Origin of the sequence: Brevibacterium gallinarum (assembly GCF_014836885.1) — a bacterium.
In the GTDB taxonomy this organism is placed as follows: Bacteria; Actinomycetota; Actinomycetes; order Actinomycetales; family Brevibacteriaceae; genus Brevibacterium; species Brevibacterium gallinarum.
Genome location: NZ_JACSPY010000003.1, coordinates 250,738 through 276,873, shown reverse-complemented (window position 1 = coordinate 276,873; position 26,136 = coordinate 250,738). Strand labels below are relative to the sequence as shown.

21 protein-coding genes are annotated in these 26,136 nt (G+C 69.0%); 14 read left to right on the top strand and 7 right to left on the bottom strand.

What is annotated here, in order from left to right:
• Positions 1–61: 61 nt before the first annotated feature.
• Entirely contained in the window at positions 62–1,909 is a 1,848-nt protein-coding gene (pknB, locus tag H9634_RS05370) for a Stk1 family PASTA domain-containing Ser/Thr kinase (RefSeq protein WP_191725700.1), read from the bottom strand.
• A complete protein-coding gene (locus H9634_RS05365) occupies positions 1,906–2,979 on the bottom strand; it encodes a LysM peptidoglycan-binding domain-containing protein (RefSeq protein ID WP_318245007.1) in 1,074 nt (357 codons plus the stop codon). The genes pknB and H9634_RS05365 overlap by 4 nt, the downstream gene beginning before the upstream one ends.
• A 270-nt stretch (positions 2,980–3,249) precedes the next feature.
• Between H9634_RS05365 and H9634_RS05360 the strand changes: the two genes are divergently transcribed.
• Entirely contained in the window at positions 3,250–3,591 is a 342-nt protein-coding gene (locus H9634_RS05360) for an Rv2175c family DNA-binding protein (protein ID WP_225210639.1), read from the top strand.
• Between the two features lie 4 nt (positions 3,592–3,595).
• Here the strand turns inward: H9634_RS05360 and H9634_RS05355 are convergent, their stop codons facing one another.
• Together H9634_RS05355 and H9634_RS05350 are read right to left on the bottom strand one after the other, a co-directional pair.
• Entirely contained in the window at positions 3,596–4,723 is a 1,128-nt protein-coding gene (locus tag H9634_RS05355; RefSeq protein ID WP_191725697.1) for a polyprenyl synthetase family protein, read from the bottom strand.
• On the bottom strand, positions 4,720–5,334 hold the full coding sequence (locus H9634_RS05350) for a hypothetical protein (protein WP_191725696.1): 615 nt from the start codon (positions 5,332–5,334) through the stop codon (positions 4,720–4,722). The genes H9634_RS05355 and H9634_RS05350 overlap by 4 nt, the downstream gene beginning before the upstream one ends.
• A 27-nt stretch (positions 5,335–5,361) precedes the next feature.
• On the opposite strand from H9634_RS05350, the gene dinB reads away from it, so the two are divergent.
• Positions 5,362–6,612 carry a DNA polymerase IV gene (dinB, locus tag H9634_RS05345; RefSeq protein ID WP_191725695.1) on the top strand — a complete coding sequence of 417 codons (1,251 nt, stop codon included), beginning with the start codon at positions 5,362–5,364 and terminating at the stop codon, positions 6,610–6,612.
• A gap of 94 nt (positions 6,613–6,706) precedes the next feature.
• A complete protein-coding gene (locus H9634_RS05340; RefSeq protein ID WP_225210600.1) occupies positions 6,707–7,159 on the top strand; it encodes a DUF3040 domain-containing protein in 453 nt (150 codons plus the stop codon).
• Positions 7,160–7,443: 284 nt separating this feature from the next.
• Here the strand turns inward: H9634_RS05340 and H9634_RS05335 are convergent, their stop codons facing one another.
• Genes H9634_RS05335 through H9634_RS05325 form a run of 3 tightly spaced genes read right to left on the bottom strand, consistent with a single transcriptional unit; the run spans position 7,444 to position 11,920 of the window.
• Complete coding sequence (locus tag H9634_RS05335) at positions 7,444–9,657, bottom strand: transglutaminase family protein (RefSeq protein WP_191725694.1); 2,214 nt, start codon at positions 9,655–9,657, stop codon at positions 7,444–7,446.
• Positions 9,654–10,802 (bottom strand): DUF58 domain-containing protein, encoded by a 1,149-nt coding sequence (locus H9634_RS05330; RefSeq protein WP_191725693.1) that lies wholly within the window; start codon positions 10,800–10,802, stop codon positions 9,654–9,656. The genes H9634_RS05335 and H9634_RS05330 overlap by 4 nt, the downstream gene beginning before the upstream one ends.
• The gene (locus H9634_RS05325; RefSeq protein WP_225210599.1) at positions 10,799–11,920 is read right to left on the bottom strand and encodes an AAA family ATPase; all 1,122 of its coding nucleotides are present in this window, start codon (positions 11,918–11,920) and stop codon (positions 10,799–10,801) included. Before H9634_RS05325 ends, H9634_RS05330 begins: the two co-directional genes overlap by 4 nt.
• A 391-nt stretch (positions 11,921–12,311) precedes the next feature.
• Between H9634_RS05325 and mraZ the strand changes: the two genes are divergently transcribed.
• The 11 genes from mraZ (at position 12,312) to murC (ending at position 26,132) form a co-directional block, all read left to right on the top strand.
• Positions 12,312–12,743, top strand: coding sequence for a division/cell wall cluster transcriptional repressor MraZ (mraZ, locus tag H9634_RS05320; protein ID WP_102160769.1), 432 nt, complete (start codon positions 12,312–12,314; stop codon positions 12,741–12,743).
• Positions 12,744–12,923: 180 nt separating this feature from the next.
• Positions 12,924–13,958 carry a 16S rRNA (cytosine(1402)-N(4))-methyltransferase RsmH gene (rsmH, locus tag H9634_RS05315; protein ID WP_191725692.1) on the top strand — a complete coding sequence of 345 codons (1,035 nt, stop codon included), beginning with the start codon at positions 12,924–12,926 and terminating at the stop codon, positions 13,956–13,958.
• Positions 13,955–14,524, top strand: a complete 570-nt coding sequence (locus H9634_RS05310; RefSeq protein WP_225210598.1) for a cell division protein FtsL — start codon at positions 13,955–13,957, stop codon at positions 14,522–14,524. The genes rsmH and H9634_RS05310 overlap by 4 nt, the downstream gene beginning before the upstream one ends.
• Before the next feature lie 76 nt (positions 14,525–14,600).
• Positions 14,601–16,532 (top strand): peptidoglycan D,D-transpeptidase FtsI family protein, encoded by a 1,932-nt coding sequence (locus tag H9634_RS05305; RefSeq protein WP_225210597.1) that lies wholly within the window; start codon positions 14,601–14,603, stop codon positions 16,530–16,532.
• Positions 16,532–18,067, top strand: coding sequence for a UDP-N-acetylmuramoyl-L-alanyl-D-glutamate--2,6-diaminopimelate ligase (locus H9634_RS05300; protein ID WP_191725691.1), 1,536 nt, complete (start codon positions 16,532–16,534; stop codon positions 18,065–18,067). The genes H9634_RS05305 and H9634_RS05300 overlap by 1 nt, the downstream gene beginning before the upstream one ends.
• Position 18,068: 1 nt before the next feature.
• Positions 18,069–19,520: a UDP-N-acetylmuramoyl-tripeptide--D-alanyl-D-alanine ligase gene (locus H9634_RS05295; protein WP_191725690.1), complete on the top strand. Its 1,452-nt coding sequence runs from the start codon at positions 18,069–18,071 to the stop codon at positions 19,518–19,520.
• A complete protein-coding gene (gene mraY, locus H9634_RS05290; protein WP_170274300.1) occupies positions 19,517–20,608 on the top strand; it encodes a phospho-N-acetylmuramoyl-pentapeptide-transferase in 1,092 nt (363 codons plus the stop codon). The genes H9634_RS05295 and mraY overlap by 4 nt, the downstream gene beginning before the upstream one ends.
• On the top strand, positions 20,598–22,250 hold the full coding sequence (gene murD, locus H9634_RS05285; protein ID WP_318245006.1) for a UDP-N-acetylmuramoyl-L-alanine--D-glutamate ligase: 1,653 nt from the start codon (positions 20,598–20,600) through the stop codon (positions 22,248–22,250). The genes mraY and murD overlap by 11 nt, the downstream gene beginning before the upstream one ends.
• A 1-nt stretch (position 22,251) precedes the next feature.
• The gene (ftsW, locus tag H9634_RS05280) at positions 22,252–23,550 is read left to right on the top strand and encodes a putative lipid II flippase FtsW (RefSeq protein WP_175294949.1); all 1,299 of its coding nucleotides are present in this window, start codon (positions 22,252–22,254) and stop codon (positions 23,548–23,550) included.
• A complete protein-coding gene (locus tag H9634_RS05275) occupies positions 23,547–24,716 on the top strand; it encodes a UDP-N-acetylglucosamine--N-acetylmuramyl-(pentapeptide) pyrophosphoryl-undecaprenol N-acetylglucosamine transferase (protein WP_191725689.1) in 1,170 nt (389 codons plus the stop codon). The genes ftsW and H9634_RS05275 overlap by 4 nt, the downstream gene beginning before the upstream one ends.
• Positions 24,717–24,719: 3 nt before the next feature.
• On the top strand, positions 24,720–26,132 hold the full coding sequence (gene murC / locus H9634_RS05270) for a UDP-N-acetylmuramate--L-alanine ligase (protein ID WP_175294947.1): 1,413 nt from the start codon (positions 24,720–24,722) through the stop codon (positions 26,130–26,132).
• The last annotated feature ends 4 nt before the right edge of the window (positions 26,133–26,136 follow it).

Genomic DNA, 26,136 nt, shown 5'->3' with positions numbered 1-26,136 from the left:
TGGAGCTGCTCCACAGGCGGCAGCGGGGCCCAGCCGAGGCCTCCACAGACGGCAGCTAGGCTCAGCTGTCGTCGTCGGCCTTCGTGTCCTCGTCCTTCGGCTTCTCAGGCTCCTTGCCCTTCGACACCTTGAGGATGACGAGGTCGCCGGGGTTCTTCTTCGCGGCGGCCTTCGGGTAGTGTGCGACGACATCGCCCTTCGGGGTGTGATCGCTGTAGACCTCGTCCTTGGCGATCCGCAGACCCATTCGGGCGAGGCGACCGTAGGCGGCCTCATATGAGACTCCCGTGACATCCGGGATGACAAGCGGTTCTGCGCCCTTGGAGACGACCAGGTCGATCTCGGTTCCCTTGGCGACCTCTTCGCCGCGCTCCAGTGACTGGGAGATGACCGAACCCTCGGGCACGGAGCTGGAGTGCTCACGGTCGACAGCCCCCACCTGCAGGGAGGCTCCCTCGATCGCCGAGCGCGCTTCGCTTTCGGTCATCTTGGACACATCCGGGGCTGCGAAGAGCTCCTCGCCCTTCGACACGAGGATCGTGACGACGGCGTCCTTGTCGAGTTCGGTGCCGGCTGCCGGCTCGGTGCCGATCACCTTCCCCGCCGGCACCGCAGTGCTGAACTGCTCACGCGTGGCAGTGGTGAATCCGGCTGCCGTGAGCGCGGAGGCGACATCGGCCTGCTCCTGACCGGCAACGGCAGCCGGCACCTCGGCCGTCGTCTCGACCGAGGCGATCGCACCCCAACCGGCCAGCGCGATGACAGCAGCCGCTGCCGAAAGACCGAGTGCCGTGCGGGTGCGCCGACGGTTTCGGCCGCTGTGCCTCAGACCCTCAGCCGGAGCGGCAGACCGGGCTGCCGCGGCGGCGGCCGGTGCCAGCGGGGCAGGTGCGCCGGCTGAGGTCGCGTCGTCTTCGCCCTCGGCGAGGTATGGGATCTCATCAGTGCGCGCCTTCGGCTCCTTCTGCCGCGGCTCGGCCGGATCGCCGTCGTCGATGGTGATGGTGGCGGTGAGCACCGGAGCATCGGCGACCGGTGCTCCGCTGCCCTCAGCCAGATCGAGCTCCTCTTCGCTCAGCTGGGTGCGCGCCTCAGCGAGGGCCAGTCGCAGTTCGCTGGCATCGGCAGGCCGGTCCTCGGGTTTGCGGGAGGTCGCCCACAGCACGATCGCATCAAGGGTCGGGCTGACCCCGGCGACCGCCTCGGAGGGCGCGGGGACCGTGTCGTGGACGTGACGGTAGGCGACTTGGATCGGCACGTCATCGGTGTAGGGCTGGCTGCCGGTGAGCATCTCGTAGAGCATGATCCCGACCGTGTACAGGTCGGTGCGCTCATCAGCGCCGGTGCGGGTGACGAGCTCGGGTGCGACATAGCCGACAGTGCCGATGAGCGTCTTCGTCGTCGTCGACGTGCTCACCGCGCGGGCCAGGCCGAAGTCGGCGAGTTTGATCTGCCCGTCTGTGCCGAGCAGCACATTGTCGGGCTTGAGGTCACGGTGGATGATGCCGGCACCATGCACCGCCTCGAGGGCGGCGAGGATCGCATCGGTCACGACGATCGCCTGCCGCGGCGTGAGGCTGCCGCGATGCTTGAGCTCCTTGCGCAGCGTCACCGATTCCAGGTAGTCCATCACGAGGTAGACAGCCCGGTCGTCGGAGCCCTGGTCGTGGACGGCGATGAGATTCGGGTGGCTGAGCCTGGCGGCGTGGATGGCCTCACGGCGGAACCGCTCGACGAAGGTCTCGTCGTCGAGCAGGTGCTGGTGCATGACCTTGATCGCAACCTCGCGGTCAAGGCGCAGGTCGGTGCCGCGGTAGACCATCGCCATGCCGCCGCGGGCGATGACGGATTCGACTCGGTAGCGTTCGTTGAGAACGACACCGAGCAGCGGATCGTGCAGGGTCTTCATGATGTGCTCTCCTGGCTGCGGAATCGTTCGGCGGTCACCTGGACGTTGTGGACGAATCGGCGCGTGTCGCGGTGCTGCCCGTGTGCCGCAACCGAGGCGAGACCCTGGTAGTAGCCGGCCAGCGCCTCGGCTTCGGAGTCCGTGTGTTCGAGCAGCCAGCGCAGGATCGCCAGGCCGGCGCGGATATTCTCGGCGGTGTCGAGGATGTCGACCGGTTCGTCGAGCAGCTCGGCAGCCCAGGCTCCGGCGCGCGGGGTCACCTGCATGACGCCGATCGCGTTGACCGGTGAGACGACCTGCTGGCGCATCCCGGACTCCTGCTGGGCCAAGGCGGATGCGAGGTGCTCATCGACTCCGAGGTAGTCGGCGATCCCGCGGACCATCGCGGCGATGTCGCGCTTGTGCAGGGCGGGACGCTGCTGGAGGATCCACTTGTTGTGCCGGGCTGCCGCGAGCACCTCGGCGGGGTACGGGGTGCCGCGGTGGTCGGTGGGCAGCTGCGGCAGCTCGGCGGCCGGGACGTGCTGGCGGGCGCGGTTCGAGGTCGCCCCCGAACCGGAGAGCGCGAGCAGCTCACCCTCGCGGATGACAGTCGAGTCTCCCATCGCGTTGGCGTCCTGCAGGGCCGGCACCGAGATCTGGTACCGCTCAGCGATCGCTTCGAGGGTCTCGCCGGCGGCGACCCGGTGACCGGCGGTGCGCTGCTGGTGGATGTTCTTCGCCGGCAGCGACAGGATCTGGCCGGGTCGCACCGCGCTGCGGCCGCGCAGGTCGTTGAGTTCGACGATCGCCGGGGCGGACACGCCGTGGCGCTTGGCGATCGAGATGAGGGTGTCGCCGGTGCGGACCTTGTAGGTGCGCCCGCCGTGGGTGACCGGGATCGCTTCGCTGACCGTGCCCGAGGTGAATCCCGGCTGGGCATCGGATGCCGGCGCAGCGCGCGGGGTGAAGGCGGGGCTGAAGCCCGGCTGCAGGGTCGGGTCGGTGGTGGGTTCGGGCGCTGCCGAGGCATGTTCGTCAGCAGCAGGGAGACGCTGTGCGGCCTGCTGGGATGCGAAATGCGATGCCACGGTCAACGGCGACGGGACGGCAGCCCGAGCCGATGTCTGTCGCGCCCGTCCGTGCGGCGGGCGGTGCGATGCCCTGTTCATGTACGACCTGCAGTTCTGATGGGGGAAGACAAGCTGCGGTTACAGTTGTTCCCAGCTTAACGACTGCGCTGCGCCACACGTGCGAGCATGCGCACTCGGCGTGTCGGTACTATCCTGAGATCTGTGACTGATTCAACCGCCGCTTCCGGCTCATCTCAGCCAGGTTCGCCCGACCATTCTGCGCAGGCGCTGGCACTCGTCGACGAGTGGCTGCCGCTGCCGGACATCGCCGAGCAGACGGGGCTGGGGATCTCGAAGGTCCGCCGTCTGGTCGAGGACCGCGCGCTCATCGGGTTCAAGCACGGTTCTCCGAAGGTCTTCAAGGTGCCGGCGCTGTTCATCGACGGCGACGCCCCGGTCAAGAACCTGCAGGGCACACTCATGCTGCTGGCCGATGCCGGCTTCGCCGATGACGAGGCGATCGCCTGGCTGTTCACCCCTGACGATTCGCTGCCGGGCCGGCCGATCGACCTGCTGCGCTCGGGATCGAAGAAGGAGGTCCGGCGCCGCGCGCAGGCGCTGGCGGTCTGAGGCCTCAGGCTGAGCGGCGCGTGAGCATGAGCGCGTACTGCGCCAGCTGCTCCCGGGCCGCGTCGCTGACACCGTGGGCGGCCAGCGCGTCGAGACCCTGATGGGCTGAGGTGAGCTGTGCGTCGATTTCGGCTTCGAACTTCTCCAACGCCCCGCATGACTCGATGAGATCCTTCATCTGCTGCAGCTCGTCGAGGCTGAGGTCCGGCTGCCCGAGCCGGCGCATGAGCCAGCCCGCCTGATCGGCTGACGCGCTGTCACCGGCGGCCAGCGCCTGCAGCGCCAGGGCGATGAGGACGGTCTTCTTGCCCTGCCTGAGGTCGTCACCGGCCGGTTTGCCGGTGACTGCCGGATCGCCGAACACGCCGAGTTCGTCATCGCGCAGCTGGAATGCCCGGCCGAGCGGCAGACCGAAGTCCGAGAGCGCCGTCAGCAGAGCGGCGTCGGCCCCGGCCAGGGCAGCGCCGAGCAGCAGCGGCTGTTCGACGGAGTACTTCGCTGACTTGTAGGTCAGCACTTCATCGGCACGCGGCAGCAGTTCGGCACCGGCGACCGGGGCGGCCTGCAGGCGGATGTCGAGATACTGGCCGACCATGACATCGCGTCGGAAGTCGTTGTGACGGCGCACCGCCTCGGCTGTGGCCGACGCCGCCAGCGCCGAGGCGCTGAAGAGCTCCTCGCTCAGGCTCAGGCACAGGTCCCCGGCGATGATCGCAGCGCCATCGCCGAAGAGCACCGCGTCACCGGTCCAATCACGGTCGCGGTGCATCGCGCGGAAGTACGTGTGTACGGCCGGCTGGCCGCGGCGCGTCTCGGAGTCATCGATGATGTCGTCATGGATGAGGGCTGCCGCGTGCAGCAGTTCGACCCCTGCAGCGGTGTGGGCGATGCCGGAGTTCGCAGCGTCGGTGCCGCCGGCCAGTTCGTAGCCCCACCAGGTGATGAGTGCCCGGATCCGCTTGCCCTTGGCGCTGAATGCGCGGATCGGGTCGATGAGCTCATCGGTGACCGGTGAGATCTCGGCCATGCGTGCAGCGGTGGTCCGCAGGTGATCATCGATGACGGCATCGACAGCGGCGATGACCTCGTCTGCAGGTGTGAGTGCGGTGACGGTGGTGGCGGCTGCGCTCATCGCAGCACGACTCCGCCGACGGTGACCTGCCGGTTATCGGCGTCATCGTCCGGTCCGGGCCCGACGGTCAGCGACAGCGTCTGGTCATTCTTGGTGTCGTGGAACGCCTGTGTGGTGACATCGCCTTCCTTGGCGGCGTCTCCGACTGTCTCGAAGCCCTTGTCCTTGAGTGAGTCGGTGTAGAACTTGAGGATCTCCTCCTCGGACTTCTCGCTCAGCTGGACGAGGGACACGCCGATGCGCTCGCTGTCAGCCGGGGCGTTCTCGCCCTCAGCCCCGTCCTCGCCGTCAGCGCCGTCCTCACCCTCGGGTGCCTCAGTGGCCTCGGCGTCTTTGCCCTCGGCCGGCTGCTCGTCGAGAGGGCTGAGGGTGGAGGAGACGATCTCGGCTTCCGGCAGCGGCTCGATCGTCGCGGGGAAACCGTCGATGAGCTCGCCGTAGGCGGTCTGCTCGTCGCCGCCTGAGGCTGCGGTCTCCTCGTTTTCAGCGGCAGCGGTCTCCGTCGCTGTCTGCTCCTCGGACGCAGGCGCATCGTCTCCGGTGCAGCCGGAGAGGATGAGCGCGGCGGAGACGGCCAGGGCTGAAGTCGTCAGAGCAGTGCGTTGTATCATGCTTCCAGACTAGCGCCCAGGAGAGACATGAGTCGAAAGCAGCTCGCCCGCTCAGGCGGAGATCTCGCGGCGCTCGGCACCGACGACACCGGATGCACCATGCTCCACCTGGACATGGACGCCTTCTTCGTCTCCGTCGAACTGCTCACCCGGCCCGAGCTGCGCGGCACACCGGTCATCGTCGGCGGCCGCGCCGGCCGCGGGGTCTGTGTTTCAGCCAGCTATGAGGCCCGCGAGTACGGCATCCACGCCGCGATGCCGATGTCGCGTGCAGTGCAGCTGTGCCCGCAGGCCACCGTCATCCCGCCCTCGCGCGGTGCCTACTCGCACTACTCGCGGCAGGTCTTCGACATCATCGCCGAGGTGACCGACGAGTTCACCAAGGTCAGCGTCGACGAAGGGTATGTCGACGTCACCTCCGCGCTGCGCCGGCTCGGCCGGCCCGCCGATATCGCAGCCGGGCTGCGCGCTGAGATCACCGCGCGCACCGGGCTGACCGCCTCGATCGGGGTGGCTGCGACGATGGTGGTGGCCAAACTCGCCTCCGCCCGGGCCAAGCCCGACGGGCTGCTCGTCGTCCCCGTCGCGCAGACACAGCAGTTCCTCGCCCCGATGCCGATCGAGGCGCTGCCCGGGGTGGGAGCGAAGCTGCAGGAGACCCTGCGCAGGTACGGCATCACCACGATCGGTCAGCTGGCCGACGCCGATGCCGGCTGGGCGGCGCAGACGCTCGGGTCCTTCGGCGCCACTGTGCACGGATTCGCCCGCGGCATCGACTCGCGCACCATCCGCGACTCCGCCAAAGAGCACACCGTCAGCGCCGAACGCACATTCCCTGCCGACATCGCCGACCTGCCCAGCCTCGAGCGCGAACTGCTGAGACTGGCCAACGGCGTGGCTGGGCGGCTGCGCCGCGAGGAGATCGTGGCAGGGACTGTCGGGCTGAAGTTCCGGCTGCACGACTTCCGCACCTTCAGCCGGCAGATCACGCTCCCGGCGCCGACCGATGTGGCAGCTGAGATCCATGCCGCGCTGCTGCCGCTGCTCCGGCGCCTCTATTCCGAGCACCGCGAACCGGTCCGCCTGCTGGGTCTGCGCGCCGCCGATGTCATCGATCGCGATGCTGCCGGACGACAGGCTACTCTCGATGAGCCCGACCGCTCTCCGCGCGATGCCGAACTCGCCCTCGACGAGGTGCGCAGAAAGTTCGGCAGCACCGTTATCGGGCAGGCGTCCTTGCTGGAACCGAGGCGTCGGGAGACGACCGACGGGCAGTGATCTCCCATCCGGTGGCGTCTGGGCTGTGAACCTGGTCAGAGTATGGTCGCCAGCTCGATTCCGAGATGCCGAAACGGGGCCGAAAGGACTATCATTGAGGTACGACTTTTCGAGCGCGCAGGTGAAGGGGGCTACCATGCCACTCTCAGAACATGAACAGCAGCTACTGGACCAGCTTGAGCAGCAGCTGCGCAGTGAGGACCCCCGCTTTGCCCAGAACATCTCGCAGCCGCGTCCGTCCGGCGGGGGATCGGTTTCAGCCAAGCGGTTCGTCATCGGCGTGCTCGGCCTGCTGGCGGGCATCGCCATCACGATTGCCTCCATCTATTTCTTCGGCATGCCCTTCGGCGCCGTCGGCGGTGTGATCGGATTCGCCGTGATGGTCGCCGGAGGTTACTGGGCCGTCAACGGCGGCTCCGGCAGTGCACCGACGGACAGTGTGCACAACGCCACCACCGCCAAGGCCTCGGCCGGCAGCACTGCAGGATCCAGCAACTTCATGGACCGACTCGAAGATCGCTGGGAGAAGCGCCGCCGCGGAGAATGATCCGCCGGCCCCTTATCGCCTGACGACAGATCCCGCTCGGCATTGCCGGCGGGATCTTTTCTTTTCCTCACCGGTGCCACCACGCCCGTTCGAACAGCTCCCAGCAGAAGCCCTTCCGAGGACGCCAGCAGACGTGCCTGCCGCGGATCCCAGCAGAGCGTGACCGGGTTCCGTGAAATCAGAGCGCGGGCCGATGCCGGAATGAGCATCCAGCCGGGCCCCGCGCTCTGCGGGACCCGGCCGGATGCTGTGCGCACAACGCAGGTGATGCCTGCGTCGGCTGACTAGCGGCGGTGGAACACGCTGGCCGGCCACAGGCGGGCGAGCAGCGACGTGCTGCGCGGCGTCACACGGTCGTAGTGCGCGCGGACCGACTCGACGGCCTCGTCGATCCCGGCCTTGTCGATGTGCGGTGCCGCATGCTTCAGGTCGCTGCGCGACCGGTCGAGATAGCGTGCCTGGTCCACAGCCTCCCCGAGATCCTCGAACACAGCCGGCAGGTAGTCGGCATTGGCATCTGACGACTGCTCGGCCACTGCAGCTCGCAGCTCATCGAGGTGGTCGCGCACCGGCAGCGAGGCGGCCGGTGCCAGCTTGTAGTCGACGCCGAGCGCATGGATCTCCTCCCACACCGCCTCGGGATCAAGCGGCTCACCCAGACGCTTGCGGCGCTGCAGGATGCGCACCAGCGCCGGCAGCGCGGCCAGCAGGAGCAGCGCCAGAACCGCCACTGGGATCCACCACAGAGGCATGCCGTCGGCCTCAGCGTCAGCTCCGGCGGTCTCGTCTTCGGCTGCCGGGGTGGTCTCTGCAGCTGTCGGCTCCTCGGTGGCCTCTTCTGTGGCCTCCTCGGTCGGCTCTTCCGTCGGCTCATCTTCAGCACCTGCGCTGCCGTCGGTCTGCGACCACGGCGGGGGAGTGCCGGCCGGGCCGCCGGGGGTGGGCTCGAAGCGCACCCAGCCGATGCCGTCGAAGTACAGCTCCGGCCACGCATGCGCATCCGACATCGCCACTTCGTAGGCGTTCTCCCCGGTCTCCTCACCGGGAGCGAACCCGACGGCGATGCGCGCAGGGATGCCGAGCGAGCGCGCCATCGCCGTCATCGCTCCGGAGAACTGCACACAGTAGCCGGACTTCTCAGACAGGAAGTCGGCGATCGCATCGCTGGAGGCCTCTTCCGGTGCGTCGAGGGAGTACTCGAACTGATCAGAGCGGAAGTACTCCTGCAGCATCACGGCCTGCTCCCACTGGTTGCGGGCGCCGGCGGTGACCTCGTCAGCGGTATCGCTGACGACGCTGGGCATGTCATCGGGCAGTGCGAGGGTGTCGGCGAACTGGCCGGCCGTCACCGGCTCGGAGGACTCGAGCTCCTCCGCAGTCGGCTCGACCGAGGTGTAGGTGACGCTGTACTCCTGATCGGCGGCGATCTCTCCGTTGCCGACGATCGTGAGCGTGTCCTTGTCGAAGATCCAGCGCCGTGACACCCCGTCGACCTGCGCCGGTGCGTAGGGGGCGGGCAGATAGGACTGATCGAAGCCGCCGACGTTGACATTCATCGTCTGCTCCGTCGTCGTCGTGTCGGTGCTGACGCCCTGCGGGTTCGGCAGCCCGTCAACGGCGATGGCGAAGGGATCGATGTCGAACTCTGCGGGCTTCCACGTCTGCCCGTCGAACTCCGAGACCGAGGTCAGCCGGATCGGCGGTTGCAGCGGGTCGCTGCTGGAATAGGCGAAGACCGGTTTGTCACTCTGATCAGCGAGGTTGCTGCGCAGGTCGAGGAACGGGTTGACGACGGTGATGTCGGCAAGCTGCGACTGCCGGGGCGGACGCACCGAGACATCCGGCAGCAGCACTGGGATGCCGACGCCGAGCAGCAGCGCCAGACCGCCGGCCAGCAGCGGGGGCAGCGGGCCGAACGACTCCGCCTGCTCGAAGTACGGGGTGAGCATGAGCACGATGAAGGCGGCTCCGACGGCGGCGAAGTGCCACCAGCGCAGCTCGTTGGGGGCCAGGAACACCGGGATGCAGTAGACGAGCAGCAGCAGCACGCCGGCGACTTTGGGCACGTGCAGGTCGGAGACGAGCCCGTCGATGAGCATGGTGATGAGGCCGAAGCCGACGATGAGGATCGTGGTGAACCCGGGAGTCGAATCGGCAGGCGCGATGACCTTGTACATGTCATCGATGCCGGTGCCGAGCTGGGCGAACAGCTCGAACATCGATGCCGGCGTCGGCAGGATCCCGAACGCCAGGGTGTGCGGCACACACAGGATGAGGACGGTGATGAGGCCGATGACCAGCTGCAGCAGCACCGTCAGGCCGGAAGCCTGGATCCGGGAGCTCATGCGCAGCAGCGCACCGGAGAGTGCGACGACGAGCACGATGATGAGCACCGGCGGCAGCCAGTTGAAGTCGATGAACACACTCGACATCGCCACTGCCAGCAGGGACATCGAGGCGATGACGGCCAGTGTGCCGATCCACAGACGCGAGTTCACCTGCGCCTCCTTCCCAATCGCTTCCATTCCTGCGGGATCGCATGCCCGGTGGCGAACACACCGTCGACGCCGCCGGCGTCGAGGTCGAGGTCTGCGGCGATGAGCCGGCGGCTGCGGGTGCCGCGCGGTAAGGCCGATTCCAGTGCGCTCGCCCGCTGCGGGGTCATCGCGCATACCGCGACATCGGCAGCTCCCGAGACTCCGCGAAGGGTGCCCGGCAGCGCGGTGCCGCCGGTTTCATAGCTGGCCAGAGCCAGGCGCAGCCGCTCGGCCCCGCGGGTCTCACGCACCGGATGCAGCGTGCCGTCGATGCAGCACAGCACCTCGTAGCCGGCCGAGAAGTACACCGAGGCCAGCGACTGGACAGCCGAGATGAGCACCTCGGCGGCCGGATCGGGATGGTCACCGGCACCTGCGGTGTCGAGGAGGATGACAGCGAAGGGATGCTCCTCCTCAGCCTCGTGGCGGACCATGAGCTCATCGTGGCGGGCAGTGGAGGACCAGTGGATATGGCGCAGGTCGTCGCCGGGGACGTACTCGCGGGTGTCGAAGTCGCGGCTCGTGCCCCCGCGCAGCGCACGCGAGGTGTCGGCCATCGGCTGGGCGAGCCCGGCCTTGGGCGGGCGCGGCATCTGCTCCAGGCGCGGGGCGACGGCGATATCGAAGCCGCGCAACAGCGTGTGCGAGACCGCTGAGAGACCGAAGGGACCTTCGAAGGACACAGCCACTCCGTCGACACCGCTGACCCCGCGCTGGGTGGGCGTGCATTCGGCCTCGACGGTCACCGAGGACGAGGCGCTGATGCCCGGTACCCGGACGCCCTGGTCCTCACCGAGGCCCGGCCGGAAGGTCAGGTCGACGCCGAAGGGGCCGATCGGCAGCGGGGTGCGGTTGCGCAGGGCCGCGCGCAACAGCAGCGGGCGGCCCACCTCGGCGACGGGGGTGCCGTCGACGCTGCGCACGGCCGCGGTGAGCGCGACCTCCATCCGGCGGCTCGTGATGACCGCCAGCAGCAGGCTGAGGGCGACGAGGCCGATGAGCAGGATCCCAGCCGGCAGCATGCCCGGCAGTGAGAACCGGTATGCCGCGATGATGAGCGCGATGCCGGCGATGAGGAAGACGAACCCCGAGGTGGTGAGCCTCATGAGCGCACGGGCGTGCGGCTCAGCGTCGCCCGGATGATCTCCGCTGCGTGTTCGTGGTCCTCACCGTCATGGGTGATGATCCGGTGGGCGAGCACGTCGACGGCCAGCGCCTGCACATCGGCGGGGGTGGCGTAGCCGCGGCCGTGCAGCACTGCGTGCGCCTTCGCTGCGCGCAACAGCTGCACCCCGCCGCGCGGGGAGGAGCCGAGTGCGACGGCCGGGTCGCTGCGGGTGGCCTCGAGCAGAGCGACGATGTAGGCGCGCAGCTCGTGGGTGGCGCCGATGTGGCGGACGATCTCGCGGGCCTGCATGATCTCCTCGAGCGAGGTCACCGCCGGCAGCTTGGCCAGTGGGTCGTGGTCGACGTGGTGGTCGAGCAGCTCGATCTCCGAGGCCTGATCCGGGTAGCCGATCGAGACTCGGGCGGTGAAGCGGTCGCGCTGCGCCTCCGGCAGCGAGTAGGTGCCCTCCATGTCGATGGGGTTCTGGGTGGCGACGACCATGAATGGCGCCGGCAGCGGATAGGTGGTGCCGTCGATGCTGGCCTGCGATTCGGCCATGCACTCCAGCATCGCCGACTGGGTCTTGGGTGAGGCGCGGTTGATCTCATCGGCGATGACGATGTTGGCGAACACCGGCCCGGGCCGGAACTCGAAGTGGCGTGACTCCTGGTTGAACAGGTTGACGCCGATGACATCGCTGGGCAGCAGATCCGGGGTGAACTGGATGCGCTTGACCGAACCGTCGACGACGCGGCCGAGCGACTTGGCCAGCAGCGTCTTGCCGACACCGGGAACGTCTTCGAGCAGCAGGTGGCCGCCGGCCAGCAGCGTGATGAGTGCGATCTGCACGACCCGGTCCTTGCCGTCGAGCACCGAGTTCATCGCGCGGCGGGCGTTCTCGGCGATGCGCTGAACATGCTGGATGCGCGGATCGACACCCTGCCGTCCGGCCGGAGCCGCCGGCTGGCTGCTGATGAACGGCGCCTGGGCCCCGCTCGGCTGCGACCCGACCGCTGATGAACCGTGGGCGGGCTGCTGCGACTGTGGGACGGGATAGCCGGACTCGCGGGCCTGACGGCGCGAAAGCGGCTGCTGCGGATCGCTCGGAATGCTCATAGGCTCCATTGTCCCCGACGAGGCGGTTCGACTCCACCTCACCCGGCTCTGCCACCCCTCACCCCACCCCTCACCACCCCTCACCCCACCCCCCTCCACCGGCCACCCCACTTCCCACCACCGGTCACCCCACATCTCTCCGCACCGCCCCCAGAACCTGCCGTTTCAGGCCCGCGACCGCCTCGGCGACGGCCCGAAGCGCACTGCTGCCCGCCCAGCCACGGCCTCGGGCGCGGATTCTCTACCCAAAAACCCCACTTTCTACCACCAGTCTGACCAGCGGAAACATCGAGAAAGCCGCCATAGATAGGCAGGTGTATAGAAAAGGTGGGGGGAAGTGGAGTACAGTGGTTGCTATCGGAACCGGGTGGTTTCGAAAGGGGTGAGCGACATGTTCTTGGGGACGCATCTCCTGCGCCTTGATGACAAAGGTCGGCTCATCCTGCCTGCGAAGTTTCGCAACGAGCTTGAGAACGGTCTCGTTCTCACCCGCGGCCAGGAGCGCTGCCTCACCCTGTTCTCCACGCGGGAGTTCGAGACCGTCCACGAGCAGATGCGATCGGCGCCGATGACGAGCAAGGAGGCGCGGGACTACCTGCGCGTCTTCCTCTCCGGAGCCTCCGCAGAACAACCGGATAAGCAGGGGCGCATCACCGTTCCGCAGATCCTGCGCCGCTACGCCGGCCTGGATCGCGACGTCGCAGTCATCGGCATGGGCAACCGTGCAGAGATCTGGGATGCACCGACATGGGAGACCTACCTGGCAGAGACCGAGCAGGGCTTCGCCGATCGGTCCGACGAGGTGATTCCCGGTGTGATCTAGTCGCTGGGCTGAGATCCTCGCCCGCCTGGTGGTTTTGGGATACTTCCCCGGTTCCAAAGCCCTCCGGTCCTGACGCACTTCCCCGGTGGCAGGGCACAGGCGGACGAGGTTCTGGTCCCAGCGGCACCGCGCACCACCGCGACCAGCACCATCACCGCTCGACGATGCAGAGGAGGAGACATGGCACAGGCACCGCACACCCCCGTCCTGCTTGAGCGCTGCGTCCAGCTCCTCGGCCATGGGGTCACCGCCGCCGAGGCGGAGGGCATCACCCCGGTCATCGTCGACGCGACGCTCGGGGCAGGTGGGCACAGCGAGGGCATCCTCGAAGTCTTCCCGCAGGCCACGCTCATCGGCATCGACCGCGACCCGCACGCCCTCGAGATCGCAGGCGCGCGGCTGGCCGGCTACGGAGAGCGCTTCGAAGCTTTCCACGCCACCGACGATGAGCTGACAGCGGTCATCGCCCGCGCCGGGCACAGCGCCGTCAGCGGAGTGCTGTTCGACCTCGGGGTCTCATCGATGCACCTCGATGAGGACGCCCGCGGCTTCAGCTACGCCCGCTCAGCTCCGCTGGACATGCGGATGGATCCCGGTGATGAGCTCACTGCCGCGCAGGTGCTCAACACCTACCCGGAGGCCGAGCTGGTCCGCATCCTGCGCGACTACGGCGAGGAGCGCTACGCCCGCAAGATCGCCCGCGTCATCGTGGCCGACCGGGACGAGACGCCCTGGGAGACCTCCGACCAGCTTGTGGCGATGCTCCAGCGCGTCATCCCGCAGCCAGCCGGGCAGCGCAACCGCTCGCATCCGGCCAAGCGCACGTTCCAGGCGCTGCGCATCGAGGTCAACGCCGAACTCGACATCCTCCGCTCAGCGCTGACCCAGGCGCTCGACGCTGTGCATGTCGGCGGGGTCGTCGTCGTCGAGTCCTACCAGTCGCTGGAGGACACGATCGTCAAGCGGGCCTTCCGCGCCGGTCTGGAGAGCCAGGCACCGGCCGACCTGCCGGTCATCCCACCCGAGCTGCAGCCCTGGCTGACCGCACTGACCCGCGGGGCCGAGAAGGCTGCGGCCGAGGAGATCGAGAGCAACCCGCGGGCCGCCTCCGTGCGCCTGCGGGCCGTGCAGAAGGCCCGCCGCACGGACCGCACGAAGACAACGGACCGCACGAAGACAGCAGCATCGCAGATGAAAGGTGACCGTTCCTCATGAGCCCCGTCGCCCGCGCCGTCACGACCTCCGCCGCCCCGTCCCGTACGGCCCGCTCACGCACCGCGCCGCTGACCCGCAGCGAGGCATCCCGCCTCAAGCTCATCGTCCCGGGCCTGGCCAAGCGCCGCACACCGGCCGGCCTCATGTTCGTCGGGCTACTGCTCATGGGGCTCGTCGCCGTGCTGCTGCTCAACATCTTCATCTCCCACAGCTCATTCCAGGTCGAGAAGCTCACCGCCGAGCAGCGTCAGCTGCACAGCGAACGCGACCGGCTGACCGAGGACATCTCCTACCGGGAGAGCCCGCAGTCGATCACCAAGGCTGCCGAGGAGATGGGCATGCACCAGCCGACGCACGTGAAGTATCTGCGCCTGTCCGACGGGTCCGTCATCGACCCCGGCGAGGTGCCGGCTCTCAGCGAAGGCTCAGCAGAAAAGGTGCCGGGCCCGCGTGCCGATACGCGTGAAGCCGTCCGCCCGAACCTACGATCAGATGAGAAGCTCCCGGCAGTCGGCGACTCCGGCGCAGAGGAGCTCAGCCCACCGCAGCTCACCGTCCCGCGCTGACACCGGAACCGGTGCTCGGGGGCCGCAGACCGCACAGGCCGAACAGCAGACAGCCGGACACCAGGGGGCAGATGTCATGGGCAAGCCGCAGCAGCGGAAGACCGCCGCACGCACCGGCGCTTCCCAGCAGCGGCGACCCGCCGGCCAGGCAGCGAAGCGACCCGCGCGCAGCACCGCAGCCACAGCCCAGAAGTCGGCGCGCCGGACAGCCGGGCCCAAGCGCGCACCGGCGGCCACGCCGAAGACCCGTAAGCCCACACCCGTCCGGGTGGCCGATCCGCAGAAGCGGATGAAGCTCATCGCCATCTGCGCCGTCGCCCTCATCATCGCGATCACCGGCAAGCTGTTCTACATCCAGGGGATGGACACCCGCCGGCTCGCCGAGCGGGCGCTCGACTCCCGGCTCGTGACCCTGACCCTGCCGGCCTCCCGCGGGGTCATCCTCGCCGCAGACGGCACCGTGCTGGCCGACAACGCGATGCGCTACCGGCTGGTGGCCGACCAGCAGAACGTCGGCAAGTACAAGAACAAGGACGGCGTCATCATCGGCGCCTGGGGTGCAGCCGAGCAGCTGGCCGAAGACCTCGACACCGACCCGGGCCTGCTCTACCCGATGCTGCACGGCGACCGGCAGTGGTCGGTCGTCGCCGACGGCATCACCGCCGAGGTGTGGCAGGCGATCAAGGCGCGTGAGATCCCGGGCATCACCGCCGATGAGTACGCCATCCGCTCGTATCCGGCCGGTGCGGTCGGCGGCAACCTGCTCGGCTTCGTCGGCTCCGATGGCCAGGCGCTGGCAGGCCTCGAACTCCAGCACGACGGCACCCTGCGCGGCCGCGACGGCGAACAGCAGTACGAGCGCGGCCTGTCCGGCGACATCATCCCGCTGGGCGACTCGAACATCACCCCGGCGCAGAACGGCCAGGGCCTCCAGCTGAGTCTCGATTCCGATGTGCAGTACTACGCCCAGCAGGCGATCGCCGACCAGGTCAAGAAGCACGAGGCCGAATGGGGCACGGTGACGATCTTCGAAGTCGGCACCGGGCGGATCATCGCCGCCGCCGAGGCGCCGAGCGTCGACCCGAACAACCCCGGCAAGGCCGATGCCGAGGATCGCGGATCGCGGATCTTCTCCGGCTCCTTCGAACCCGGTTCGACAGCCAAGATGGTCACCGCCGCTGCGCTGCTCGACACCGGCAAGGCCACCCCGACCGACGAATTCGTCGTGCCGGACAAGTGGAAGGCCCCCAACGGCGAGGAGTTCCGCGACTCCAGCAGCCACCCCGACCAGAAGCTCACCGTCGCCGGCATCCTGGAGGAGTCCTCGAACACCGGCACGATCCTCTCCGGTGACAAGCTCACCCTTGAGGAGCGCTACGAGTACCTGACGAGGTTCGGGTTCGGCCAGCCCAGCGGCATCGACTTCCCCGGCACCACCCGCGGCCTGCTGTACCCGCCGGACGAATGGGACGGCCGCACCAAGTACACCGTGATGTTCGGCCAGGGCGTGGCAGCCACCTCACTGCAGACCACCGCGGCGATGGCCACCATCGCCAACGGCGGGAGAAAGGTCGCCCCGCAGCTGGTGACCGGCACCGTCGACGACTCCGGCCGGGTGACCGATATTGCACCTGCCGATCCCGAACAGGTCATCAGCGACAAAGCCGCAGGCGAGCTCATGCGGATGCTCGAAGGCGTGGTCGCCGAGGGCACCGGCCAGTCAGCGCAGGTTCCCGGCTACCGGGTGGCCGGCAAGACCGGCACCGCCCAGGCGCCGAATGAGAACGGACCCGGCTATGACGGCTACACTGCTTCCTTTGTCGGTGCGGCACCGGCCGAGGACCCGAAGATCGCCGTGTCGGTGACCCTGCAGCGGCCCCGCAAGGGCTACTACGGCGGCACCGCAGCGGCCCCGGTGTTCTCCGACGTCGCAGGATTCACCCTGCGCCATATGGGTGTGCCACCATCGACCGAGGAACCCGATCTCTACCCAGGGGAATGGAAGTAATGCGGATCACCGAACTGCAGCTGCCGGACGACGTCGCCGTCACCGGCCCGGCTGACACCGCCGTGCACGGCGTCAGCCACGACTCGCGGCAGACGCAGCCCGGCTGGCTGTACGCGGCCCTGCCCGGCGCCAACGTCCACGGCGCCCAGTTCGCTGCCCCCCTCATCACCGCAGGCGTCCGCGCCGTGCTCACCGATCAGGCAGGCCGGCAGCTGATCGTCGAGGCCCTGGACGGCGACCCCGCCGCCCCGGAGGTCGACGAGCTGTGCCTGCTCATCACCGCCGACCCGCGGGCCCGGCTGGGCAGCATCGCCGCCCAGCTCTACGGCACCGATCCGGCCGCACCGCAGCTGCTGGGCATCACCGGCACCAACGGCAAGACGACGACGAGCTACATCCTCGACGGTCTGCTCACCGCCTTGGGCCGGACCACCGGGCTCATCGGCACCGTCGCCACGACGATCGCCGGGCAGACCCAGCCGGCCGTGCGCACCACCCCTGAGGCCCCTGAACTGCATGCCCTGTTCGCGCGCATGCGCACCGCCGAAGTCGACACATGTGCAATGGAGGTCTCCTCCCACGCCCTGGCCCAGCACCGGGTCGACGGCGCCCGCTTCGCGGTGGCCGGATTCACCAACCTCAGCCAGGATCATCTCGACTTCCACGCCAGCATGGAGGAGTACTTCCAGACCAAGGCGTCCCTGTTCACCCCGGCGTTCTCCGCACGCGGTGTCATCATGCTCGCCGACGACTACAGCCGCCGGCTGGCAGCCACCGCCGAGGTGCCGGTCGCCACGATCTCCCGTGCGAGCGCCGAGAACCCCACCTACCTCATCGCCGAGGAGTCCGGCCCGCACTTCACCCTGCACACACCAGCCGGAGCGCTTGCCGCCCGCGCCCCGCTGCCGGGCAGCTTCAACGTCGCCAACACCGCCCTCACCCTGGCCCTGCTGCTCGAATCAGGCACCGAACTCGGCGCCCTGGCCGCCGTCTCAGGCTCCTTCGACGTCACCGTGCCCGGCCGCATGGAGCAGGTCAACGACGCAGCCCCACTGGCCGTCGTCGACTACTCCCACACCCCCGATGCCATCACGCAGGTGCTCGGCGGACTGTCCTCAGCCGGCCGCCCACTCGTCATCGTCTGCGGCGCCGGCGGCGACCGCGACCCGTCCAAACGCGCCGATATGGGCGCTGCCGCCGCCCGCGGGGCCGACATCGTCATCGTCACCGACGACAATCCCCGCTCCGAGGACCCTGCTGCGATCCGCGCGGCCGTGCGCTCCGGTGCCGAGGCGGCCCGCGCCTCGGGAACGGCCCGCGCCACCCGCATCGAGGAGATCCCCGCCCGCTCCGAGGCGATCATCGCCGGCGTCGCAGCAGCGGGGGAGACCGGCACAGTGCTGGTGGCCGGCAAGGGCCATGAGACCGGCCAGGAGATCGCCGGAGTGGTCCATCCCTTCGATGACCGAGAACACACCCGCCGGGCCTGCGCTTCACGGCCATCGGGCGTCCCAGCAGGTAGAGTTCAGGATTGATATGAAGAGTTTTTCTGCAGGAGAAGTCGCCGCTGCCCTCAAGGGCAGCCTGTACGGCGTATCTGAAGACACGATGCTCACCGGCGGGGTCGTCACCGATTCCCGCGACGTCAGCCCCGGCGACATCTACGTCGCCCGGCGCGGTGAGCAGACCGACGGGATCACCTTCGCCCCGGCAGCCGTTGAAGCCGGGGCCGTGCTCGTCATCGCCGAGGCGGTGCCCGCCGTCGACGGCGAGCACCTGCCGACACTGCACGTCGCCGACGCCACCGCAGCCCTCGGCCAGCTCGCCTCCCTCAACGTCGCCGCGCTGCGCGAATCCGGCGAACTCACCGTCATCGCCATCACCGGCTCAGCAGGAAAGACCACCGTCAAGGATCTGACGTCTGACCTGCTGCTGTCGGTGGGGGAGACCGTGTGGCCGCCGAACTCCTACAACAACGAAGTCGGGGTGCCGCTGACCGCACTGCGGGCAGACGAGACCACCCGGTTCCTCGTCCTGGAGATGGGCGCACGCACGATCGGCAACCTCGCCTACCTCACCTCCCTCATCCGCCCCGACATCGCCGTCGAGCTCAACGTCGGCAGCGCCCACTCCGGCGTGTTCGGCTCCGTGGAGAACACCGCACGGGCCAAGTCCGAGCTCGTCGAATCGCTCACCAGCGGCGGCTGGGCCGTCCTCAACGCCGATGACGCGCGGGTGCGCGCGATGCACGATGTGCTCGCTCCCGGCGTCAACACCCTGTGGTTCTCCTCGAACCCCGGCTCCGAGGGCGCACCGGTCGTGCGCGCCGGCGACATCGAATCCCACGCCTCGGGCCGGACGTCGTTTCAGCTGCAGCTGCCCGACGAGGAGCCCCAGCCGGTCGAACTCGCCCTGCTCGGCGAGCACCATGTCGACAACGCGCTGGCCGCAGCCGCCGTCGCCCACCTGTGCGGTGTCGAATCGCGGACCATCGCCACGACCCTGGGCACCTCCGGTGCTGCCAGCCGGTGGCGGATGGAGCTCATCGACTCACCCAGCGGCGTGACCGTGCTCAACGACGCCTACAACGCCAACCCCGACTCAATGGCCGCAGCGCTCAAGACGCTGGCCGCGATGGGCCGCGGCGACGACGAGACTCCGCCCAGGCGGACCGTCGCCGTGCTCGGAGAGATGCTCGAACTCGGCGAGGACTCCGTCACCGCCCACGACACCGTCGGCCGGCAGGCTGTGCGGCTCAACATCAACCGCACGATCGCCGTCGGCGAAGGCGCCCGCCCGATCTATCAGGCAGCCCACCTCGAAGGCTCCTGGGGCAACGAGGCCGCCTGGGTGGCCACCGTCGCCGAGGCCCGCGACCTGCTCAACGCCGAGCTGCAGCCCGGCGACATCGTGCTGTTCAAGTCCTCACGCGATGCCGGACTGCGCTACCTCGGCGACGAGATCGCCGGAATCTCGGGGGCCCAATGATCGCAGTCGTGCTCGCCGCGTGCCTGAGCCTGCTGTTCACGCTCGTCGGCACCCCGGTCTACATCCGCCAGCTCGTCCGCCGCGGCTACGGCCAGTTCATCCGCGACGACGGACCCGAATCACACGCCACCAAACGCGGCACCCCGACGATGGGCGGCGTCGTCATCGTCTCGGCGACGATCGCCTCCTATCTCATCGCCCATCTCGTCACCGGCTCCTGGCCGACGGTCTCGGGACTGCTCGTGCTGTGGCTGGCCGCCGGGCTCGGCGCGATCGGCTTCCTCGACGACTACATCAAGGTCTCCAAGCAGCGGTCCCTGGGCCTGCGCCCGCGCGGCAAGATCATCGGCCAGGGCTTCGTCGGCATCACCTTCGCGATCCTCGCGCTCAACTTCCCCAACCGCTACGGTGTGACCCCGGCGTCCTCGGCGATCTCCTTCATCCGCGACACCAGCGTCGACCTCGCCTTCGCCGGCGTCATCTTCGGCACAGTGCTGTTCATCGTGTGGGCCAACCTCATCATCACCGCCGTGTCCAACGCCGTGAACCTCACCGACGGCCTCGACGGCCTGGCAGCCGGCGCCTCAGCCGTCGTGTTCCTCGGCTACGTCATGATCAACACCTGGCAGTCGACGCAGAACTGCTCGCTCATGTCCCAAGCCCGCGCCGGCTGCTACGAGGTCCGCGACCCCCGCGACCTCACGATCGTCGCGGCAGCCCTGGCCGCAGCCTGCATCGGCTTCCTGTGGTGGAACACCTCACCGGCGAAGATCTTCATGGGCGACACCGGCTCGCTGGCGATCGGCGGTGCGATCGGCGGCCTGGCGATCATGTCGCGCACCGAACTGCTGCTCGTCGTCATGGGCGGCCTGTTCGTCATCATCACCCTCAGCGTCATCATCCAGGTCGCCTCCTACAAGCTCACCGGCAAACGCGTCTTCCGCATGGCACCGCTGCAGCACCACTTCGAGCTCAAGGGCTGGGGCGAGGTGACGATCGTCGTGCGCTTCTGGATCATCGCCGTGCTCTTCGTCGTCGGCGCGATCGCACTCTTCTACGCCGAATGGGTGTCCAACCTTGCCCGCTGACAGCCACGGCAGCCCGGACAACCCGCTGGCCGGGATGAGCTTCTCACCCCCGCCGGCCGCCGAGCTGCCCCTGCACCCCGAGGGCTGGGAGCCGGTCGACTACCCGCACGCCGAGAACATCCCGGCAGCCCTGCACGGACCGACCCAGAGCCTGCACGGACTCACCATCGTCGTCACCGGCCTGGGAGTCTCCGGCTTCCCGATGGCCGTCCACCTGGCCGAACGCCACGCCGACGTCATCGTCGTCGACGGCGATGCCGAACGCGACCTCAGCGAATGGGAGACGATCCTCTCCGTATTCGACGTCGACATCCGGCGCGGACCCGAACACGTCACCGACCTGCCGACCAGCGCAGCCGGTGCGGTCCCCGACCTCGTCGTCACCTCACCGGGCTGGCGGCCGGACCACCCGATCTTCACGGCCGCCCACGCCCGTGGCATCCCCGTTATCGGCGAAGTCGAACTCGCCTGGCGGGTGCGCGGCCACAACACCGCACCCTGGCTCGTCGTCACCGGCACCAACGGCAAGACCACGACGACCTCGATGCTCGCCTCGATGCTCACCGCCGCCGGCCTGCACGCCAAAGCCTGCGGCAACATCGGCCAGCCGCTCATCGAGGCCGTCCTCGACCCCGCCGCCGAGGTGCTGGCCATCGAACTGTCGAGCTTCCAGCTGCACTGGCAGTACTCGATGAGCGCACACGCCGCCGCCGTGCTCAACCTGGCAGCAGACCACGTCGATTGGCACGGCAGCTACGCCGACTACTGCGCCGACAAGGCCCGCGCCTACACCAATGTCGCCGCCTCCTGCGTCTACAACGTCGACGACCCGGCCACCCGCCGGCTCGTCGAGGACGCCGAGGTCATCGCAGGCGCCCGGGCCATCGGCTTCACCTCCGGCATGCCGGCACCCGGCGAGTTCGGCGTCGTCGACGGGGTGCTCGTCGACCGCGCCTACCTGCACAACCGGCAGTCCACAGCCGCCGAACTCGGCTCCCTCGACGACGTCGCCATCGCCGCCGGCAACCCCGGGGCCCCGGCCGCACCCCACCAGATCGCCAATGCACTGGCCGCAGCAGCGCTGGCCCGCAGCATCGACATCCCACCGGCGGCCGTGCGCGAGGGCCTGCGCACCCACCAGCCGGCTGATCACCGGATGGCCGTCGTCGCCGAGACCGGGGGAGTGCGCTGGATCAACGACTCCAAGGCCACCAACCCGCATGCAGCCGACGCCGCACTGGCCGCTGCCGAATCGATCGTGTGGATCGCCGGCGGCCTGACGAAGGGCGCCGACCTCACCGAGCTCATCAGCACCCACGCCCACCGGCTGAGAGGTGTCGTGCTCATCGGCACCGACCCCGGCCCCTACACGCAGGTGCTTGCCGAGTTCGCACCTGCGGTGCCGCTCGTGCGCGTCGACCCGGCCACCGGCACAGGCGCGGCGACCGGCACCTCGGGCCCGGCCGATGAGACCCGGCGGGGCGAGGCGATCATGCGCGCTGCCGTCGCCGCTGCCGCCGACCTGGCCGCAGACGGCGACACCGTGCTGCTCGCCCCGGCAGCAGCGAGCATGGACCAGTTCCTCAACTACGGCACCCGCGGCACGCTGTTCGCCGCAGCCGTGCAGGACCAGGTGAGCTGAGATGGCCTCGCTGCGACACGATGCCGAGACCCGGCGGACGCGCGCGGCTGACTTCTCGCGCGAGACCGGCGTGATGGCCAGCCTGCGCCGGCTGCTCAACCTGCCGGTCACCAGCTACTACCTTGTGCTCATCTCCGTGCTCTCACTCATCGGCTTCGGCCTCATCATGGTGCTCTCGGCCTCCTCGATCACCGCCTACCGGGCCGGTGAGGGCTCCTCGTTCTCCGTGTTCAATCGGCAGGGCATCTACGCCCTCATCGGCGTGACGGTGATGATCGCGCTGTCCTACGCCCCGGTGGCCTGGTTCAAGAAGGCCGCACCGATCATCTTCATCGGCGCGCTCGCGCTGCAGACCCTGCCGCTGGTCCCCGGGCTCGGCCACGAGGTGCAGGGCAACGCCGGCTGGATCAAGATCGGCGGCTTCCAGGGCCAGCCCGCCGAATTCACCAAAGTCGCCCTGGCGATCTGGCTGGCGACGTTCTTCGCCCACAAGGCCGCCAAGCTCACCTCCCTCAAAGAGCTCATGCCCGCCATCATCGGACTCGTCGCAGTCCTCGGGCTCGTGCTCGCCGGACGCGACCTCGGCACCGCCCTCATCGTCATGGCCACCGCACTGGGCACCGTGTTCGTCGCCGGACTGCCGTGGCGCTACCTCATCACCGCCTTCCTCGGCATCGCCGCCGTCGTCACCCTCCTCGTGCTCACGAGCGCCAACCGCATGGCCCGCATCCGCGCAATGTTCGTCGGCCACGAACACGAGGCGATGGACCCGCTCGGCCAGCACTGGCAGTCCAACCACGGGCTGTTCGCCCTGGCCTCCGGCGGCTGGTTCGGGGTGGGGCTCGGCGCCTCGCGGGAGAAGTGGCTGTGGCTGCCCGAGGCGCACAACGACTTCATCTTCGCGATCATCGGCGAGGAGCTCGGACTGCTCGGCTCCGTGGCGGTGCTGCTGCTGTTCTCCGTGCTCGGCTGCGGACTCATCCGCATCGTCATGCGCACCGACGACCGGATGATCCAGGCCGCCACCGCCGGGATCTTCATGTGGCTGATCGGCCAGGCACTCGTCAACATCGGCGTCGTCTCCGGGGTGCTGCCGGTCATCGGCGTGCCGCTGCCCTTTGTCTCCTACGGCGGCTCAGCACTGCTGGCCACCTGCATCGCCGCCGGGGTCGTACTCGCCTTCGCGCGCGCCGAATCCGGGGCGCAGGAGGCGATGCGCGCCCAGAGCGCCCGGGTGCGCGAATCCCTGGCCGTGCTCGCCTCCTCCCCGCTGCGCCTACGGAAGAAGAAGAGGACATGACCCGACCCCTGACAGCCCTGTTCGCCGGCGGCGGCACCACCGGACACGTCGCGCCGATGCTCGCCATCGCCGAGGACCTGAAATTCCAGGACCCGGCAGCCGAGATCATCATGCTGGGAACCCCCGCAGGCCTGGAGACCCGCCTCGTGCCCGAGGCCGGCTTCGAGCTCGTCACCATCGACAAGGTCCCGGCCCCACGCAGCCTCAACGCCGACCTGCTGCGCTTCCCCGGCCGGCTGGCCGGCACCGTGCGCGAAGTCCGCCGGCTCATCCGCAAGCGCCACATCGACATCGTCGTCGGGGTCGGCGGCTACGTCTGCCCACCGGCCTACCTGGCCGCCAGACTCGCGAAGATCCCCGTCATCATCCACGAAGCCAACGCCCGACCGGGACTGGCCAACCGCCTCGGCGCCGGATTCACCCCTGCGGCCAACATCGGCTACACCTTCTCCGGCACACCGCTCAAGGGCAGCCAGGTCGGCATGCCGATCCGCTCCCAGATCGAGATCGTCGACTACACCGACCCCGCACAGCGGGCCGCCGCCCGCCGGCACCTGGGACTGCGCGAGGACCTGCCGACGCTGGTCGTGACAGGCGGATCATCCGGTGCCCAGCGGCTCAACGAGGCCTTCGCCCACGCGATGAAGGAGATCGCCGCAGCAGGCGTGCAGATCCTCCACATCACCGGCGCCGGCAAAGCCGCCGAGGTCGCCGCCGCAGCCGCCTCGGTGCCGGACTACCACGTCGTCGAATACGTCGACGGGATGCACAGCGCCTACCTCGCCGCCGACCTGCTCATCGCACGCTCGGGTGCCGGCACCGTCGCCGAGGTGTCGATCACCGGAGTGCCGACGGTGTTCGTGCCGCTGGCGATAGGCAACGGCGAACAGCGGCTCAACGCCGCCGGCCTCGTCGAGTCAGGCGCTGCGCTCATGATCGACAACGCCGACTTCGACACCACCGCAGTCACCGGCACGATCCTGCCGCTGCTGACCGACCCGGTGCGCCTGCAGGCGATGAGCGACGCTGCCCTGGCCGCCGACTTCCCGATGGCAGCCGCGCGCACGATGGTGCATAAGATGTATGCGGCCCTCGGCCGGGAGCATCCGCACCGGCCGTACCCGCCGGAACTGCTCAACCGCAAAGAACGCACAAAGGACGACTGACAGATGGCAGCAGCCCCTGACACGCCGATCATCCCGGCCGCTGAACTCGGCCGCGTCCACTTCATCGGCATCGGCGGCGCCGGCATGTCCGGCATCGCCCGGATCATGCTCATGCGCGGCATGACCGTCACCGGCTCCGATGCGAAGGACTCCTCCGTCGTCGCGGCCCTGCGCGCCCTCGGCGCACAGATCGCGATCGGGCAGCGGGCGGAGAACATCGCCGACGTCGACACCGTCGTCGTCTCCTCAGCCATCCGCCGGGACAACCCGGAACTGGCCGCCGCCCGCGACCAGGGCCTGCGCATCATCCACCGCTCGGCCGCACTCGCCGGGCTCATGCACGCACGCACGACCGTCGCGATCGCCGGCACCCACGGCAAGACGACGACGACGTCGATGACGACAGTCGCACTGCAGGCCGGCGGCGGGGATCCGTCGTTCGTCATCGGGGGAGTGCTCACCGCCTCGGGCACCAACGCCCACGACGGCACCGGCGAGGCGTTCATCGCCGAAGCCGACGAATCCGACGGCTCCTTCCTGCTCTACGAGCCGGCCGTAGCCGTCATCACCAACGCCGAGGCCGACCACCTCGACCACTACGGCGACTGGGCCGGGGTGCGCCAGGCCTTCGTCGACTTCGCCGGCCATGTGCGCAGCCGCGGCGGTGTGCTCATCGCCTGCGCCGATGACGCCGGATCCCGCGAGATCGCCGCTCAGGCCGCGGCAGAGGGCACCACCGTCGTCACCTACGGCTTCTCCGAGAGCGCCGATGTGCCGATCACCGACCTGCGCCCCGGCGAGGTCGGCACCGCCTTCACCGTCACCCTCGACGGCCGTGACCTCGACGTCGAACTCCAGCAGCCCGGCGCCTACAACGCTGCCAACGCCACTGCCGCGCTCTGCGTCGTCCACCACCTCGGCGGCGACCTCGATGCCGCTGTTGCGGGCCTGGCCGGATTCGGCGGCACCCGCCGTCGCTTCGAGCTGCGCGGCACCGCCCATGGTGTGCGCGTCTACGACGACTACGCCCACCACCCCACCGAGGTCAGCGCCGTGCTCACCGCCGCCCGCTCGGTCGTGGCCCCCGGCGGGCGGGTGCACGCGATCTTCCAGCCGCACCTGTTCAGCCGCACCCAGAACTTCAAGCAGGAGTTCGGCCAGGCGCTCGGCATCGCCGATGAGGCGATCGTGCTCGACGTCTTCCCCGCCCGTGAAGACCCGATCCCGGGAGTGACCGGAGCGATCGTCGCCGAACAGGTCCCGCACGGCAGCGCGACCTTCCTGCCGGCCTTCTCCGATGCCGTGCCGACCGTCGTCTCCCGCGTCCAGCCCGGTGACATCGTCATCACCATCGGCGCCGGCGATGTCACGATCCTCGGCCCCGAGATCGTCGCCGCACTCGAAACGGCCTGGTGACCGG